At 67.7% G+C, this 16,037-nt stretch carries 11 protein-coding genes; 5 read left to right on the top strand and 6 right to left on the bottom strand.

Features of this window, described 5'->3' with window-relative positions; genetic code table 11:
- The first annotated feature begins 51 nt into the window (after positions 1-51).
- Entirely contained in the window at positions 52-1,026 is a 975-nt protein-coding gene (locus tag OG589_RS28885; RefSeq protein WP_405140932.1) for an alpha/beta fold hydrolase, read from the top strand.
- On the opposite strand, the gene fxsT is transcribed toward OG589_RS28885, so the two are convergent.
- The 4 genes from fxsT to OG589_RS28865 all read right to left on the bottom strand — a co-directional run bounded on the left by fxsT (position 1,027) and on the right by OG589_RS28865 (position 8,980).
- Positions 1,027-4,932: an FxSxx-COOH system tetratricopeptide repeat protein gene (gene fxsT / locus OG589_RS28880; RefSeq protein ID WP_405140931.1), complete on the bottom strand. Its 3,906-nt coding sequence runs from the start codon at positions 4,930-4,932 to the stop codon at positions 1,027-1,029.
- Positions 4,929-6,203: a TIR-like protein FxsC gene (locus tag OG589_RS28875; RefSeq protein ID WP_405140930.1), complete on the bottom strand. Its 1,275-nt coding sequence runs from the start codon at positions 6,201-6,203 to the stop codon at positions 4,929-4,931. Before OG589_RS28875 ends, fxsT begins: the two co-directional genes overlap by 4 nt.
- Before the next feature lie 218 nt (positions 6,204-6,421).
- Positions 6,422-8,794, bottom strand: a complete 2,373-nt coding sequence (locus OG589_RS28870; RefSeq protein ID WP_405140929.1) for an FxsB family cyclophane-forming radical SAM/SPASM peptide maturase — start codon at positions 8,792-8,794, stop codon at positions 6,422-6,424.
- A 9-nt stretch (positions 8,795-8,803) separates the two neighbouring features.
- Entirely contained in the window at positions 8,804-8,980 is a 177-nt protein-coding gene (locus OG589_RS28865; protein WP_405140928.1) for a hypothetical protein, read from the bottom strand.
- A gap of 763 nt (positions 8,981-9,743) precedes the next feature.
- On the opposite strand from OG589_RS28865, the gene OG589_RS28860 reads away from it, so the two are divergent.
- From OG589_RS28860 to OG589_RS28850, 3 genes are all read left to right on the top strand, one after another.
- Positions 9,744-10,625, top strand: a complete 882-nt coding sequence (locus OG589_RS28860; protein WP_405140927.1) for a DUF4231 domain-containing protein — start codon at positions 9,744-9,746, stop codon at positions 10,623-10,625.
- Between the two features lie 115 nt (positions 10,626-10,740).
- Entirely contained in the window at positions 10,741-11,235 is a 495-nt protein-coding gene (locus OG589_RS28855) for a hypothetical protein (RefSeq protein ID WP_405140926.1), read from the top strand.
- 72 nt (positions 11,236-11,307) lie between these two features.
- Positions 11,308-11,667: a VOC family protein gene (locus OG589_RS28850; RefSeq protein ID WP_405140925.1), complete on the top strand. Its 360-nt coding sequence runs from the start codon at positions 11,308-11,310 to the stop codon at positions 11,665-11,667.
- Between the two features lies 1 nt (position 11,668).
- Here the strand turns inward: OG589_RS28850 and OG589_RS28845 are convergent, their stop codons facing one another.
- The gene (locus OG589_RS28845) at positions 11,669-13,675 is read right to left on the bottom strand and encodes a copper-translocating P-type ATPase (RefSeq protein WP_405140924.1); all 2,007 of its coding nucleotides are present in this window, start codon (positions 13,673-13,675) and stop codon (positions 11,669-11,671) included.
- Between the two features lie 321 nt (positions 13,676-13,996).
- Between OG589_RS28845 and OG589_RS28840 the strand changes: the two genes are divergently transcribed.
- A complete protein-coding gene (locus OG589_RS28840; RefSeq protein ID WP_405140923.1) occupies positions 13,997-14,881 on the top strand; it encodes a DMT family transporter in 885 nt (294 codons plus the stop codon).
- Here OG589_RS28840 and OG589_RS28835 read toward each other — a convergent pair.
- Positions 14,856-15,989, bottom strand: coding sequence for an FAD-dependent monooxygenase (locus tag OG589_RS28835; protein WP_405140922.1), 1,134 nt, complete (start codon positions 15,987-15,989; stop codon positions 14,856-14,858). The two genes, OG589_RS28840 and OG589_RS28835, sit on opposite strands and share 26 nt — an antisense overlap.
- Positions 15,990-16,037: the final 48 nt, after the last annotated feature.

Genomic DNA, 16,037 nt, shown 5'->3' with positions numbered 1-16,037 from the left:
CGGCCACACATCTTGCCGACCGCCGAAAATCGCTGTAGGTGAAAGATATGAATGTCCCCTTTTCCGGCGCCCGGAACAAGAGGATGTTTGATGGGGGCACTGCAGCCACGGGAGGCGGGCTTGACAGAGGTCGTGTACACGGCTGATCGGAAACGACAACTCGCATTCGAGGAAAGGGGCCACCCTCGGGGCCATCCCGTGTTCCTCCTGCACGGCACACCGGGAAGCAGGGTCGGCCCATGCCCCCGCGGATCGGTCCTGTACCGCCTCGGCGTGCGGCTGGTCACCTTCGACCGGCCGGGATACGGCGGATCCGACCGCCTCGTCGGACGTTCCGTGGCCGACATCGCACGGGACGTCGAAGCGATCGCGGACGAGCTGAGGATCGACCGGTTCTCCGTGGTGGGAAGGTCCGGAGGCGGCCCTCACGCGCTCGCCTGCGCCGCTCTGCTCCCGGGACGTGTCGTCAGAGCGGCGGTACTGGTGGGCCTGGCGCCGCATGAGGCGGAAGGCCTCGACTGGTTCGGCGGCATGACCGAGTCGAACATCACGGAGTACACCAAGGCTCTCGCCGGCCGTCAGAGCTTCGCGGCCTGGCTGGCCCCGGCCGCACAGCGGATCAGGACCGATCCGGCGAGCCTGATCGTCAGGCTGTACGCCGAGCTGCCGGACGCCGACCGTCGCATGGTCGCCAACCCCGGGGTGCGAGCCATGTTGATGCAGAACTACGCCGAGGCGCTCCGCCGCTCGGAGGACGGGTGGATCGACGACGCGATCGCCTTCTGCTCCCCCTGGGGCTTCGATCTGGCGGCCATCACCGCGCCCACCCTGCTCTGGCACGGTGAGCAGGACAAGTTCTCACCCATCGACCATTCGCGCTGGCTGGCCGAGCGCATCCCGACGGCCACCATGAGGGCCGAGCCGGACGCGGCACACTTCGGAGCGCTCGCCGTCCTGCCTGATGTGCTGCCCTGGCTGGCCACCGGTCTGCCGTGGGCGGCGGCCAGAGACCAGCCGGCCGCGTGATCACCATGGTTGTGGCTCGAGGTCCCGGTCGATCCTCCGCCACGCCGCCAGGTCCGCGATGTGGGGATGGTTCTCGCCCAGAGTATGGTGCATCCCCCTGATCACCTGCTCCCGGATTCCACGAGCCTCCGCGGTCTTTCCGAGGGCGTTCAAGGTCATGGCGAGATTGGCCTGGCAGACGAGCGTGTCCGGATGCTCGGGACCGAGGATTCTCTTCAGGTGCGTTTCCGTCTCCCGGTCGAGCGCCTCGGCGGCCTCCAGGTCTCCCAGCTCGGCGAGGCAGTTCGCCACGTTGATCGCGCAGGTCAGCTTCAGGGGATGAGACTCGCCTACTCTCTCGGACAGGGTGAGCAGCGTCCTCTCGGCGAGGTCCTTGGCCTTCGCTACCTGGCTGAGCTCGCGAAGGTAGGTGGCGATGTTGTTCGCCGCGGCCAACGTGTACGGGTGGCTCTGGCCGAGACTCTCCGAGAAGTGGAGCATGACGTCGGTGGCCAGTTCGTGGGCACGAGCGGTTTGCCCGACCGTGGCCAGGCAGGTGGCGAACTCAAGGCGACACGAGAGGGTCTCTGGAGCGGTGTCGCCGTAGCGGCGGATGTAGCGCTCGTGCGTGTCCGTCGCCAGTTCAAGTGCCTCCGATTCCGCGCCGGTCCTGCGGAGGGATGTGGCCAGGCTCGTGGCCGTGCGGAGCGTGTCGATCAGGTCGTCTCCGAGCACCTGACGGTAGTGCTCCAGGTTCGTGCGCAGTATTTCGACCGACTGGCCGAGCTGCCCCAGCTCCCTTAGGTCATGGGCGAGGTTGGCCGTGGTGTAGAGGGTGTAGGGGTGCATCTCACCGATGACGCGGCGGCGGCGTTCCACCGTCTCCATGTCCAGTTCCCTCGCCGGCGAGAAACTCCCCGCGAGACGCAAGCTGACGCCCAGGTTGTGCGCGGCGACCAGCGTGCGCGGATGATCCTCGCCGAACAGCTCTTTGACCCGCTCATACGTCTCGCCGTCGACCCGCAGTGCTTCCTGGAACTCACCGAGAGCCCTGAGGTCGGCTGCCAGACCACCCGCGGTCATGAGGGTGTACGGATGGAACTCGCCCAGCTCACGGACCTGGTGGGTCAGCACCTGGGTGTCCACGTTGTGCGCCTCTGCGTACCTTCCCATGGAGCGCAACGTGTTGGCCACATGGAAGCGGAGGTGGACGGTCTGCCGGTCGTCCTTGCCCAGCTTGACGTTCCATGTCTTTTCCAGGCTGTTTCCGAGGTCCAGGCTCGCCTCGAAGTCGCCGCGCTTCCACAGATAGCGCACCCGGTCGATGAGGAGCTTGCGTGTCGCCTCCTCGTCGCACTCGGCGGCGTTCGAAGGCACCAGATGGGGCCAGATCTCCTCGTAGCGAGGCCAGTTCTCCGGGTCGTCGGTGTCACCGATACTGGGACGGGCAGCCACCAGGATGCGGTGCACGTCATGAACGGTCGACTCCTTCTCGTCGGCGTTCATCCGGTCCTGGACCACCGCCTGGATCAGCCGGTGCACCTGTATCGACTTGTCTGCCTGATCGACCCGGGCCAGGGCATATCTGCCCAGTTCCCGGATGGCCGGGCCGATCATCAGCTTCTCGCGCATCGCCTCGTCATAGGGCACCAGGCAGGTCGACATCGCGTCGAGGTAGAGCATGTCCATGGAGACCGGTTCGGGTCCGAAGAAGGCGAGCAGCTCCAGCAGCCTCGCCGACGCGGGGGAGCGCGTCTTGAGCCGTTCGAACGACAGGTTCCAGGTCGCCGCGACCGGTGTGGGATAGTCCGTCGGCTGCTCGCCGAGAGACAGCACCTGCGTCAGCTGCTCGCCGAGCAGCCCCACATACTGCTCGGGTGGCATCGCCGTCTCTCCGAGCCAGGCGCTCGCCTGTTCGATCGCGAGGGGCAGGTCGCCGAGAGCGGAGGCGACATTGTCGGCATCCTTGGAGGTGAGCCCGGAGACGCGGCGGAGCAGATGCTCGACGCTCTCTGGGCGATCGAACACCCCGACCTCGAGCGGATTGGCGATGCGCGACCACGCGGGGTTGCGCGAAGTGATGAGAATGTGGCCTGTTCCACTGGGGAGGAAGGTCTCGAGTTCGTTGGGGTTGTCCGCGTTGTCGAAGATCAGCAGCCACCGGGAATACGGTTTGCCGATGCGCAGCGCCTCTCCTGCCGCCTTGGCGGTCTCGGCCACGGTTTCGGCTATTCGCAGTCCGAGCTTTTCCGCGAGCTCGGCCATCTTTCTATTGATGGGTTCGACGTGCTCCGCGGCGATCCACCAGATCACGTCGTAGTCCGCCATGAACCTGTGGGCGTATTCCAGAGCCACCTGGGTCTTGCCGACGCCACCCATGCCATGAAGCGCCTGAGGGCCGCTGATGATCTGGTCCCGGAGCTTCTCAAGAACACTGTTTCGCCCGGTGAAACCGGCGTTGCGGTTGGGGACGTTCCAGACGGGGGGCCGGATGCCCGGGAAGCGAGGGCCGGTGGTGCTCGGACCGGCGGGGAATTCGGCCAGTTGCTCCAGCCGGTTCATCTCCCGTAACAACGCCTCGGTGGCCTGAGCCTCGTTCAGGCGTGTCAGGTCGATCGTCGGGATGTCACTCAGCAGCTGCGACGGCCGTACGTCGGCGACCCGGACCGGTATCGGTGGAACGTGACCGCTCTCGGCCACCGCCTCTGCGTCCCACATGTCCTGCCCCCGTGCCGAGCGCATGTAAGCGGCGGAGAGCACCGCGACGGTTCGGCTGTAGGGCGGGACCTTCTGCGAGCGCTCAGTCTCTTCCGCCGCAAGGGAGCTCTCGTTGCGCTGCATCACCCGGAAGCCGGCCCGCTGGAGGACGAAGGCTATCCAGTCCGCCCACATGCGATCCTCGGGAACGTAGCTGAGAAGGACGTCCGCCGTGATCGCCGCGGGTCTGCGGACGAACTTGTCACGGAAGAGAAGGCGACGTTCCTTCTCCATCGTCGGCATGGAGGTGATCTCACCTTCGGTGATCATGCCGACGAGACGTTCGAAGGCCGCGAGAAGCGAGGTCGGAGATCCGGGAGCGTCACCGAACGCGGCGAGGGTCTCCTCATATGCGTAGAAGCATTTGTAGGGAATCTCCACCGCGCCCCAGTAATCGCGCGCCCGCTCGGCGTTCATGCTCGGGGGGAATCCGTCGAACCGCCGTCTCGCCAGATCACGCCCCGCGTCGAGCTTTTGCTTCTCTCCGTCGTCGATGCGCATGGGCACCGGCAGGATCCTGATGTTCTGGCCGCTGTAGCGATTGTTGATGTGGTGGGCGACCGCGGCTGCCCCTTCGATGCTCTGGTCGCTCAACGTGAAGCACATGACGACGGTGCGGGGAAAGTGCACCGTGCAGATGTCGGCGATGTCGCTCAGACCGGTGCGGCTGTCGATGAGGATGTAGTCATAGTGCCGTTTCATGTCGGCCTTGAGAGCGTCGAAGAACTGGCCCCCGCCGAGTCGTATGTAGAAGTTGTCCCAGTCGAAGGCGGAGACCAGGGAGGCGTAGGCGCGGTCCTGGCGACCGGCGGAGACGAAGTCGAGCGTGCCGTCGCCGGGGAAATCGTCCCAGTTCAACGAGACGGCGTGCCGCTGGACCTTCGCGTAGTCCAGGTGCCAGTCGCCTGGCCGAGGGTCAGGGCTCAGCGTCGAGAGGGAGTACTCGTTGATCATATCGATGACGCCCGCGGTGCCCCCCACCGTGTTCTCGTCAAGGAAGGGATGAAAGAACTTGTGCAAGCCGGGAGACTCCAGGTCCCAGTCCAGGACCAGCACTTTCTTGCCGTTGCTCGCCAGGATCCACGCCGTGTTGGCGAGGGCCATCGTGCGCCCCGTACCCCCCTTGTAGGAGTAGAACGTGATGATGTGGCCTTCGGGAGCGTCACTCATGGCGGAGCCTCCGCGTCGTTGCCGCCGGACAGGGGACCTTGCAGCCTCGGTCGTTCGATGGACGCATGCCCTTTTGGGGGATGCGCTGGAGCATGTCGGAGATATTGGTTCATGGCGGACCGGGCCATCTCCGGGACCGCTTTGCAGAACTGATCGAATGTGGCCATGCCATCGGTGAGGGCTCTTTGCGTGGGGCGTCCCTCGGTGAGTTTGTGGGGAAGGGCCGCTTCCAGACGACCTCGCAGGCGAGACTCCGCCTCCACGGTCTGCGTGTCTCTGTTCCACGGCACCATCACCGTGATCCATGGCTTGCCGGCCTCGTCGAAGCGGCGCAGCGGCTCGGCGAACTTCGAGTAGGTGGTGGCCCAGGCGTCTAGGAGGAGTAGTCCTGCGCTCGTCGGGGCCTTGTCGCTGAGAACGTGGTCGTAGTGGTCGTCCAGAGATCCGATCTCGGGCCGGAAGCCGAGGTGACGCACCAGGTCCGCTGTGTGGGCGCCCAGGGGTCTGTTCAGTGTGGGCCGGTAGGGATTCCACTCCTGCGGGCTGCGCCCATAGTGGTAGGGGTCGCGGTCTTTCGGCAGCGTGTCGATATCGGGAGCGACGATGGTGACTTTGAGACGGTGCCCGTTGGGCCGCCGTGCGTCCTGAGGCCCAAAAGCGCTCTCGAGCGACTTGTAGTCCGCCGGATCGACCGTGGGCAGGTTTACCGCCTGCCCGACTTCCACGATGCGTCTCGCCAGAGTATAGACCGCCGTCTGATAGTCATATCGGAACTGGCGCAGCTTCATGATCCCGTAAAAGCCGTGCTCGACATACTGAGGTCCGAGGCCGGGCTGGCTGTAGTGAATATCCTGAGCCACTTCCGGGAGGGTGTCGGTGGGGACCGGCACCCAAATGGCCGGGACGATGGCCTCGGCATTGTCCCCGCCGCGTGCCCGCTGCTGCAGTATGCGCTGCGAGAACGCGGTCCACTCCTTGCCGCACTGATCGCTGTCGAAGTAGCGCCTGGAGTAGAGCGGGACGAACACCTTGCAGGTGGCGATGCTCTCGGCGAGCCGTTCAGGCCAGTAGCTGCCCGAATGCATGTCGCGGTCCATGAACCCCGGCTTGGCGCCGTGGCCCAGGCCGCTCATGACCATGACGTGCCGGCACAGGTCAGTGAAGAGCGTCTCCACCCATTGATCGGGATCGTAGGGATCGTTTGGATCATGCTTGGGTGTGTGCGCGTAGCTGAGAAAGAAGTACGGGCCGCCCTGTGTATCATCTGACACTCGCAGATGTCACCTCCAGCCCAAATCCTGCGAGATTCTTTAGTGTAGATTCGCACACTAGGCCGGGGAATGGCGGCAGGCAATCAGAACGAGGAAATCATCGCCCCGATTATTGTTCGGTACGAAAACGGGAAATCGGGCGGCCGCGAAGGGCGACACGTCCCCGAAAGGCCTGGTCGCGGCGTATCCCTTGACCGGTGAGGAGGCCGCAGGGAGGCTTATGAGCGGTCGGTGGCATCCGCGCGGTGCTCGTACCACTCTCTTTTGTGAGCGGCGGCGGCCTGGCAGGCCTCGTTCTCGGCCGCGGCGCCGACCGGCTCGTCAAACCATGAAGAGACCGTCTGGCGCATGATTTCGACGAATCGCCGGCCAGTGCCGGTGAGGGCCCCGGAACCGGCCAGAGTGTCGACCGCCTCGGCGGTCTGCGCGCGCCACCGGGCGAACTGGACGGCCGCGCGATGGGCGGCGCCGTCCTCGTCGATCAGGCGCCGGACCCGCCAGAAATCGGTGACCGCGAGATGGGCGTAGGTGCCCTGGAGCAGCCCTTCGAAAGGGCGCGGGTCCTTACGCCAGGGGGCGTAGTAGAGCCTGGTGTCCTTCGGATCGTACAGACCGTGGATATCCAGAATGGCGCCCAGTTTGACGTGCTGGAACTCGTGGATCAACAGCAACGCCAGGGAGACCGCGTCCGAGGGAAGCGCGGCGGCCACGGCACCGAAGGCGTTGCGAGCCGTCGAGCTGACTTCCGAGCCGTCGGCGGAGGGTTCGAGAGGCATGATCACACCGAGCCCGGCGGCGAGGCCGGGCGCGTACCGCGGATGGTCACGAACGATGAGCTCGCCTGCCTTCGCGAACATCGTCGCCCAGCGGTCGAGCTCCTCGCCGCTCAGCCGTGCGGCGGCGGGCCACTGATGGCAGTCACGGTAGAGGTCGACGTCGTCGAGCGACACGGTCCAGCCGCCGGCCACGAGCCGGCGCACCGGGAACCACTCGGGGGTGCGGCGGGGGTCCTCCAGATCTACGAGCAGGCCGCGTCCCTCGGCGTGGACGGTGAAGCGACCGTCCGCGGTCTCCACCGTCGCCTCGGCGACCCTGCCGACCTGGAGACGGCCCAGAGAGGGCAGATGGAGTGATCCATCGCGAATCGGCACCTGGAGAGATGCCTGGACACCGGCGCGAATGGCGGCGACCGCCGCGATCGCCGGCAGGTGACCGTCATCGGTGCCCCCCGTGAGACACCGGACCGCCCACACGCGCACATACGGATGCGCGAGCACGGCGTCGAGCACGGGACGCGCCTCGCGGTCGATCAACGTCAGGAGGCGCCAGGCCTCGACGGACGTCGACGCGCCCCCCACGCTGGCGACAAGGGTGCGGCGCAGGCTCTGCTGACCCTCGTCGAGGCGTCTGACGGCCTCGGCTCCGCCGTAGCCCGCGGCGAACGCCGCCAGGTCCGTCTCGGGAAGGGCATGCGTGGCGCTGTCCATGGCGCTCACCGCGCCCTGGATGTGGGTGATCAGCCGCAGCAGGTCGGCGCAGTAGACGCTGGGGTTGAGGAAGCCGGACCCGGTCCGGTAGCGATGGGCGTAGAGGCCGCCACCGCACGAGGACACCACAGGGCATGACCGGCACTCGTCGCTGAGACCTGCCAGTCCGGTCTGGCGGCCGGTGATGCCAGGATGACGGGCCACAACGTCCAGGGAATCGTGCTCGACGGTGAATCCGGTGGCAGGGGCACCGTCATAAGCGGTTTTGAGCGAGTCGGCCTGTTCGTAGGATCCGTCGGTCTCGATCACGACGAGATCGCTGGGCTCCAGACCGAGTGACTCGGTAAGGCTGCTCCTGGTGCCGAGAGTGCGCAGCGCCGAGTCGAAGATGCGCACGCTCATCGGCCTGCCGTCGGCCAGCCACCGGTCGAAGATCTGTACGAGCCACTCGCCGTGCTCGCGTGGCTTGCCGGGTGGCGGATCGTCCCAGGTGGCATGGGGAAGGAGGAAGTCGACCCGAGGCGGCTCCAGCTCGGCCAACGCCTCGTAGACCGCGACGGGGTCGTTCGCGACGTCGACCGTGCACAGCAGGCCGGAGTACAGCCCGCGGTATCGCCCTCTCAGGAGGTTGATCGCGCGGATCACCTTGTCGTAACTGCTTCGCCCATTCGCGTACAGACGATGCCTGTCGTTGGCGACGCGGTCGCCGTCGAGGGATATACCGACTTTGATCCCACGCTCGGCGAACAGATCGCAGAAGCCCTCGTCCAGGAGGACGCCGTTGGTGTGGATCTTGAGATCGAGCTCGCAGACGCCGGTGAGCGCCTGTGTCAGCTCGCCGGCGATGTGGCCGAGCCGCTCGCGGCCCGCCAGCAGCGGCTCACCGCCGTGCAGGACCACGTCGACGCGTGACAGCTCATGATCTCTCGCATGGTCGGCGATCCTGGCCGCCGACCGCGCGATCGTTGTGTCGGACATGACCGTGGGCCGGCCCCGCCAGCTCTGATCGGCATGCTCGTACACATAGCAGTGGTCACAAGCCAAATCACAGCGGCTTGCGACCTTTAGTACGAATTGCCGAAACGGGAGGTTCGGGTCGCTCACGGAAGGCGCTTAGATCGATGAGTTGAAGGCGGCGACGCCGACTCCGGCATTCGACATCGGAAGTTCACTATGGCCGAGCACTCCGGCCCCGGTCAGTGAGCCGAGGCTCGCCAGCGGCATGTTTCTCACATCCGCAACGGGTTTTACGGCTCCGGGCTTCGAGTCCTCGGCGATGTCGTTCTTCATGGTCTCACCTATTTTAGTCCGGAGTATTGATGAGCTTCAGGATACTAACAAGCTGTGATTGCCGCGTAGCGGAACGTTAAAGATCTGCGACAGAATCACCCACGACGCAGGCAATAACGATACGCCGTCGGCGCAGTCGATCGCCAACGGAATCCGGGTGAACTGTAGCCGCTCTCGGGGTAAGTATGGGGCGGATCGGCCCAAAAACATAGCATTCTTTCCGGGCTTTAAATCCCCTCTGTTGCTAATCGACCGTTAGATACGCTTATTTAGCGATCAGACATTCTATGTGCTCTATGTCCCGGTATGGGGTGATGGAGTTCGGGTCGGATCCGTCATGGGCGGTGATGATCTGGTGCTTTCCCGCGTCGTTACGGAGGGCTCTCGGCGCGCCGGTTCCTGGTAGCGACCATGCCTGGTGACCCATGCCCGATTAATCCGCAGAATCGATAATTGGTAAGATATGTACTTAATGTCCGGAATCTTCGGAAGGGGAGCCCCGGACAGGCGTCCGGTGAGTGGTGTGGAGGCCTGGCCTGTCTGGCTGTAAGCCCAGGCCGCCGGAGGCATTTATTTCGTGTATTTCGGGCTTGTCTCATTGCTGTGTCCCGTGTCTAGAGGGGAAGGGGGTGCGAGAGATATGGCTTGAGTTGGCTTATAAATGCGTTGATCAATCCTGGATGTCGAGGTCGCATATGGTGACCTTGGACCACATGCCATGAGAACCCTTGACACGGTTTCGATTAGCGGTTCCAGTTGACGCATGGAGGGCATTCCGGAGGCGGGATTTCCGGCGCTCTATCGTGCTGCCGATCAGGGGGCCATCGTCGGGCAGCGCAGGTTGCTCACCGCCACCTGCGTGCGGCTCTCGTCGCTGGTGATCGCGGCGATCTTCGGTTCGTTCAGCCTGGACGCCGGGCGCGTGGACGCGGCGGCGATCATCGCCGCGGGGGCTCTCGCCTCGGCGCTGGTCACCGAGGTGTACCTGCTCACCGTCCGTCCTGATCGCCAGTGGTACGAGGCCAGGGCGGCGGCCGAGTCGGCGAAGACCCTGGCGTGGCGCTACCTCGTCGGCGGCGAGCCGTTCGGCTGCGACGCCAGGGACGACCAGAGCGTCGACCTCCTGCTGCTCCGGAGGTTCTCCGAGATCACCGGGGGCATCCACTCGTTCGCCCCGATCCCCACGCTGGAAGAGGAGTGCCAGGTCACCGCCACGATGCGGAGCATCAGGGCGCTGTCGCTCGGCGAGCGCAAGCAGCGCTACATGAGCGGCCGGATCAACGAGCAGCGCGTCTGGTACATCGTCAAGGCCCGCTACCACGAGCGCCGGGCCGCGCAGTGGTCGGTCGCGTTCGCGGCCATGGAGGCCGTCGGCCTGATAGCGGCCGTACTGAACGCCACCCAGCTGGTGAACCTCGACCTGCCCGGCATCGTCGGCGCCCTCGGCGCGGCCGGCATCGCCTGGCTGCAGACGCGGCAGCACCAGCAACTCGCGACCTCGTACTCCATAGCGGCGCTGGAGCTGGGAGATATCGTGTCCCGTGCGGAATGGCCTCGCACGGAGCCCGAGTGGGCCCATTTCGTCGACGAGTCGGAGGAGGCCATCTCGCGTGAAACCATGTTATGGCGAGGTTCACGCAGCTGACGGGCCTCTTCCGGGCGGGCGTTCGTCCTCTGACGGGTCTCTTCCAGGCGGGCGTTCCTCTGACCGGGCTCTTCTGGGTGCGCGTCCATCCCCGCGCGAGGCGCCGCGCCCATCCGTGCGCGAAGGGGTCCGGCCACTCCGTCTCGCCATCTCCGGTCACCGCGGGTTGCCCGCGCGTACGGCCGCGCTGGTCGAGGCCGCCATCAGGCGGACTCTCGCCGAGCACGCCCCCGGGGTGCGGGGCGTCTCGTGCCTCGCCGACGGGGCCGACCAGATCTTCGCCCGGGCGGTGGTCGACCTGGGCGGCACGCTGGAGGCGGTGGTGTGCTCCGAGAGCTACCGCGAGGAGCTCCCCGCCGACACCCACGCCGAGTACGACCTGCTCATGGGCCTCGCCGAGGAGGTCCACCGGCTCAGGTACGCCGAGTCGACCTGCGAGTCCCACATGCAGGGCAGCCTGCTCATGCTCGACCTGGCCGAGGAGCTGTACGCCGTCTGGGACGGGGAGCCGGCGCGCGGCTACGGAGGCACGGCCGACGTCGTGGCGGAGGCACGCCGGCGCGGCATCAGGGTGCACGTCATCTGGCCCGAGGGCGCGCGCCGCGAGTGAGCGGCGCGGCCCGCCGGAGTGCTCGGCCCGTACCTGACAGAGGATGACAGGTACCGGCGAAAGGATGGGCTCATGACGACGAAAGCGAAGCTCATAGCGGTGACCATTGACTGTGCCGAGCCCAAGAAGCTGGCCGAGTTCTACGCACAGATCACCGGATTCGAGGTCCAGTACGCCGAGGAGGAGTACGCCGGCATCGGCGACGGGACCACCAGCATCTACTTCGGCCGGGTCCCCGAGCGCAAGCCCGCGGTGTGGCCGGGGCCCGACAAGCAGTTCCACCTCGACTTCCGGGTGCCGGACGTCGACAAGGCGGTGCGGGAGTACATCGAGCTCGGCGCCACGAAGCCCGAGTTCCAGCCGGGAGACACCTGGACCGTCCTCGCCGACCCCGAGGGCCACCTGTTCTGCGTGTGCCCCGAGCGGTCCTGACTCACGACTGCTCCCCGCCGACGCGCAGGTCGACGCGGCGCAGGAGCTGGGCGTTGAGGGCCACGACGATCGTGGACAGGCTCATCAGGATCGCGCCCACCGCGGGGGAGAGCGTGATCCCCACCGGGGCGAGCACCCCGGCGGCGAGGGGGATCGCCACGAGGTTGTAGCCGGTGGCCCAGGCGAGGTTCTGCAGCATCTTGCGGTACGTCGCCTGGGACAGCCGGATGACGCTCACCACCGAGCGCGGGTCGTCGCTGACGAGGACGACGCCCGCCGACTCGATGGCCACGTCCGTCCCCGCGCCGATCGCGATGCCGACGTCGGCCCGCGCCAGGGCGGGGGCGTCATTCACCCCGTCGCCCACCATGGCGACGCTGAGGCCGCGTTCCTGCAGCTCGGCCACCTTGGCGTCCTTCTCCTCGGGCAGCACCTCGGCGAAGTACTCGTCCACGCCCAGCTCGTCGGCCACCGCCCGCGCGACCTGCTCCGCGTCGCCGGTGATCATGACCACGCGCCTGCCGAGCCGGTGCAGCTCCCGTACGGCCTCGCGGGACTCGGGCCGGATGGCGTCCTCCAGGGCGACGACCCCGGCGACCCTGCCGTCCACGACCACGTGGAGCACGGCGGCGCCGCGCTTCTTCCACTCGTCGGCGTCCAGCTCCGAGAGCCCCAGTTCGCGGAGCAGCGCCGGCCCACCGACGGCGACGGTGTGCCCGTCGACGGTCGCCTGGACGCCGCGTCCCGTCATGGAACGGAAGCCGGTGGCCTTCGGAAGCTCGCCACGCGCCCGGGCGGCGGCCACGATCGCGCGGGCGAGCGGGTGCTCGCTGTCGGCCTCGACCGCGCCCGCCGGCCGAAGCAGCGTGTCCTCGTCGCCGTCGACGGCCAGCACGCCGGTGACCTCGGGCTCGCCCTTGGTGAGCGTGCCGGTCTTGTCGAACAGGACGGCCCGCACGGTGCGCATCCGTTCGAGGGCGATGCGGTCCTTGATCAGGATGCCGTTCCTGGCGCTGACCGCCGTGGAGATCGCGATCACGAGCGGGATGGCGAGCCCGAGGGCGTGGGGGCAGGCGATCACGAGCACCGTGACCGTGCGCTCCACCGCCTCGCGCGGGTCGCCGAGCGCCATCCAGGCGGCGAAGGTCAGCGCGCCCGCGGCCGTCGCGACGTAGAAGAGCAGGGCGGCGGCGCGGTCGGCCAGCGCCTGGGCCTTCGAGCGGGACGACTGGGCCTGCTCGACCAGGCGGCGGATGCCCGCGAGCGCGGTCTCCTCGCCCACCGCGTCGACCTTCACCCGGACCGCGGAGTCGAGCGCGACCGTCCCCGCGACGACCCGGTCACCGGCCGTCTTCGGCACCGGACGGGACTCGCCGGTCAGCATCGACTCGTCGAACTCCGCCTCGCCGTCGACGACCACGCCGTCGGCCGGCACGCGCGAGCCGGGACGGACCAGCACGACGTCACCGGGCCGCAGGTCGGCGGTGGGCACCGTCTCGGTGCCGCCGTCGGTCACCCGCTCGGCCTCGTCGGGGAGCAGGGCGGCGAGCGCGTCCAGGGCGCTGGACGCCTGGCCGAGCGCGCGCATCTCCAGCCAGTGGCCGAGCAGCATGATGTCGATCAGCAGGGCCAGCTCCCACCAGAAGTCGAGGTGGAAGAACCCCAGCGCGGTGGCCGCGCTCGCCCCGAAGGCGACGGTGACGGCGAGGGAGATCAGCAGCATCATCCCCGGCGCCCGGCTCCTGACCTCCTCGGCGCCGCCCTTCAGGAAGGGCCATCCTCCGTAGAGGAAGACGCTCGTGCCGAGCACGGGCGCCACCCACTCGGAGCCGGGGAAGCTTGGCGGCGTGAACCCCAGCCACATCTGCACCATGTGGCTGTAGAGGATGACCGGCACGGAGAGGGCCACGCTGATCCACAGACGGTCCCTGAACCGCGCGGCATGGTCACCGTGCCCGCCGTGCCCGGCGTGTCCTTGTACGGCCGGCCCGGTGTGGTCGTGTTCCATGGCTGCTCCTTCGACATATACCCCCTAGGGGTGTCTCTGGAAACGCCTCCGATTGTTCTGCCATTCCCCGGGAAGTGGAAGAACCCCTGCCCCCCACTGTGAAGGGCCCTACCGTGGACGCGCCGGCCGGTATCTCGAAGCTGCCCTCTACGTGCAATTTGTCCGCGTATGGTGCCATAAGAACGTCACCCCCGGGCCTATGCGAAATGGTGGGATTGACGAACTGGCCACTCAGGTTTGTCCCTAAGCTGACGGGGTGCTCCCACTGATGACCTCACAACTGCTCTCCCCTGCCCTCACGCATACGCCCGGCGGCCGGCCATGATCTGGATGGGCGTGTCGATCGCCCTCGTCGGCGCGTTCGGGTATGCCGGTGGCGCGGCCCTCCAGCAGTACGAGGCGATCCACGGGGGCGCGACCCTCAAGCTGGTCAAGCGGCCGCGATGGCTGATCGGCGGAGCCATCGGGCTGGCCGGCGCCTCCCTGCACGCGGTCGCGCTGAGCTTCGCGCCGCTGGTGCTGGTCCAGCCGGTCAGCGTGGCGACGCTGGTGTTCGCCGTCCCGCTGGCGGCGGCCCTGCACGGCAGGCGTCCCAAGAAGGCGGAGGTGCTCGGCTCGATCGCCGTGGCCGTAGGCCTGCTCGGACTGATGCTGCTGATACCGCAGAGCAACACGCGGCCCGAGCTGTCGACCCCGGCGGCGCTGGGATTCCTGGCCTGCGTGGGCGCGGTCGTCGCGGTCTGCCAGCTCGCCGCGCGGCGCGCCCGCGGTTCGGGGAAGGCCCTGCTGCTGTCCATCGGGGCGGGCTCGGTCACCGCGTCGGTGTCGACGTTCGTACGGGTCGTCGGGGGAGGGCTCGGCGGTGACCTGTCGCGGCTGGTCCACTGGTTCACCCTGGCCATCCCAGTGCTGCTCCTCTGCGCGATCGTGCTCCTGCAGAAGTCCTACGCCGTCGGCTACTTCGGCATCGCGTACGCCGGCGTCCAGGTGGTGGACCCCGTCACCTCGGTGCTCGCGGGCACGGTCCTGCTCGGCGAGCCGCTGCCGAGCGGCGTGGGGAACGTCATCCCGGCGGTCATCTCGGCCGCCGTGCTGATCGCGGGGACGATCACGCTCGGCCGCCTCGCCCCGGAGACCTCGCACGAGGTCTCGCCCCCGCACCCCGAGATCCCCGTGCCCGTCACGACACGGGTGGCCGCCAGGTGAACACCTCGTCGAACTGGCGCAGGGTGACGTCACCGAGCCGTCCGGCGAGCGACATGAGCATCTCCCTGGCGCGCACGGCCGTGGGGTTCGACCACAGGGTCAGGCGGCAGATGGCCGCGGATCTCCGCATGATCTTCGTCGTCCGCGCCAGCCGCGCCGCGGTGTAGCGGCCGAGCTCCGCACCTCCCGCACCGGCGACGTGCGCGAGGACCACCGCGTCCTCGATCGCCTGGCAGGCGCCCTGGCCCATGTTCGGGGTCATCGCGTGTGCGGCGTCGCCGAGCAGGGCCACCCGGCCCACGTGGAGGGCAGGCAGGGGAGCGGCAAGCGAGAAGATGTCGTGCCGCAGGATCGTGTCCTCCTCCGCGGCGGCGAGCAGCCGGGGGATCGGGTCGTGCCAGTCGCCGAACAGGCGCGTCAGTTCGGCCCTGCCGCCGTCGCCCTGGTCTCCGCGGGCGACCGGCGCGGTGGCGTAGCAGTACACCTGGCCGCCGGAGAGCGGCATGATCCCGAAGACCTGGCCGGGCCCCCAGGTCTCGCTGCTCCGGATGTCCCCCTCGGGCCGGGCGACGACGGCCCGCCAGCTCGTCACCCCTGAGTGCGCCGGCCCCGGATGGGCTGGGAACAGCGACCGGCGGACGGCCGAGTTGATGCCGTCGGCCGCGACGACCAGATCGGCTTCCAGGTCTCCCTCGCTGGTGGACACCCGCCCGGTGCGCGGATCCACCGCCTCGACGGTGGTGCCGAGCCGCAGCGTCCCGGGGGCGAGCCGCCGCGCGAGCGCGTCCACCAGGGTCGCGCGGAGCAGCAGGACGGTCGGGTCGCCGAACCGTGCCAGGGCGGCCTCGGCGCTCGCGCGGACCAGCCACCGGCCGTCCGCCCTGCGCATCCCCGCCTCGCCCTGCATCGCCGCGTGCGCGCGCACGTCGTCGCCCACGCCGATCGTGTCGAGGGCCTTCAGCGCGTTGGGGGCGATGGCGATGCCGGATCCCACCGGCGCGAGGGACGCGGCGCGCTCGCACACCGTCACCGACCAGCCTTTGAGTGACAGGGCGGCCGCGGCGGTCAGGCCGCCGATCCCCCCGCCGATCACTACCGCACGAGACATGATCCACTCCACTCCACTACACCTGTAGTCAGGGTACTACACGTGTAG

This window comes from Sphaerisporangium sp. NBC_01403 (genome assembly GCF_045040145.1).
In the GTDB taxonomy this organism is placed as follows: Bacteria; Actinomycetota; Actinomycetes; order Streptosporangiales; family Streptosporangiaceae; genus Sphaerisporangium; species Sphaerisporangium viridialbum.
This window is presented reverse-complemented; position numbering and strand designations above follow the sequence as displayed.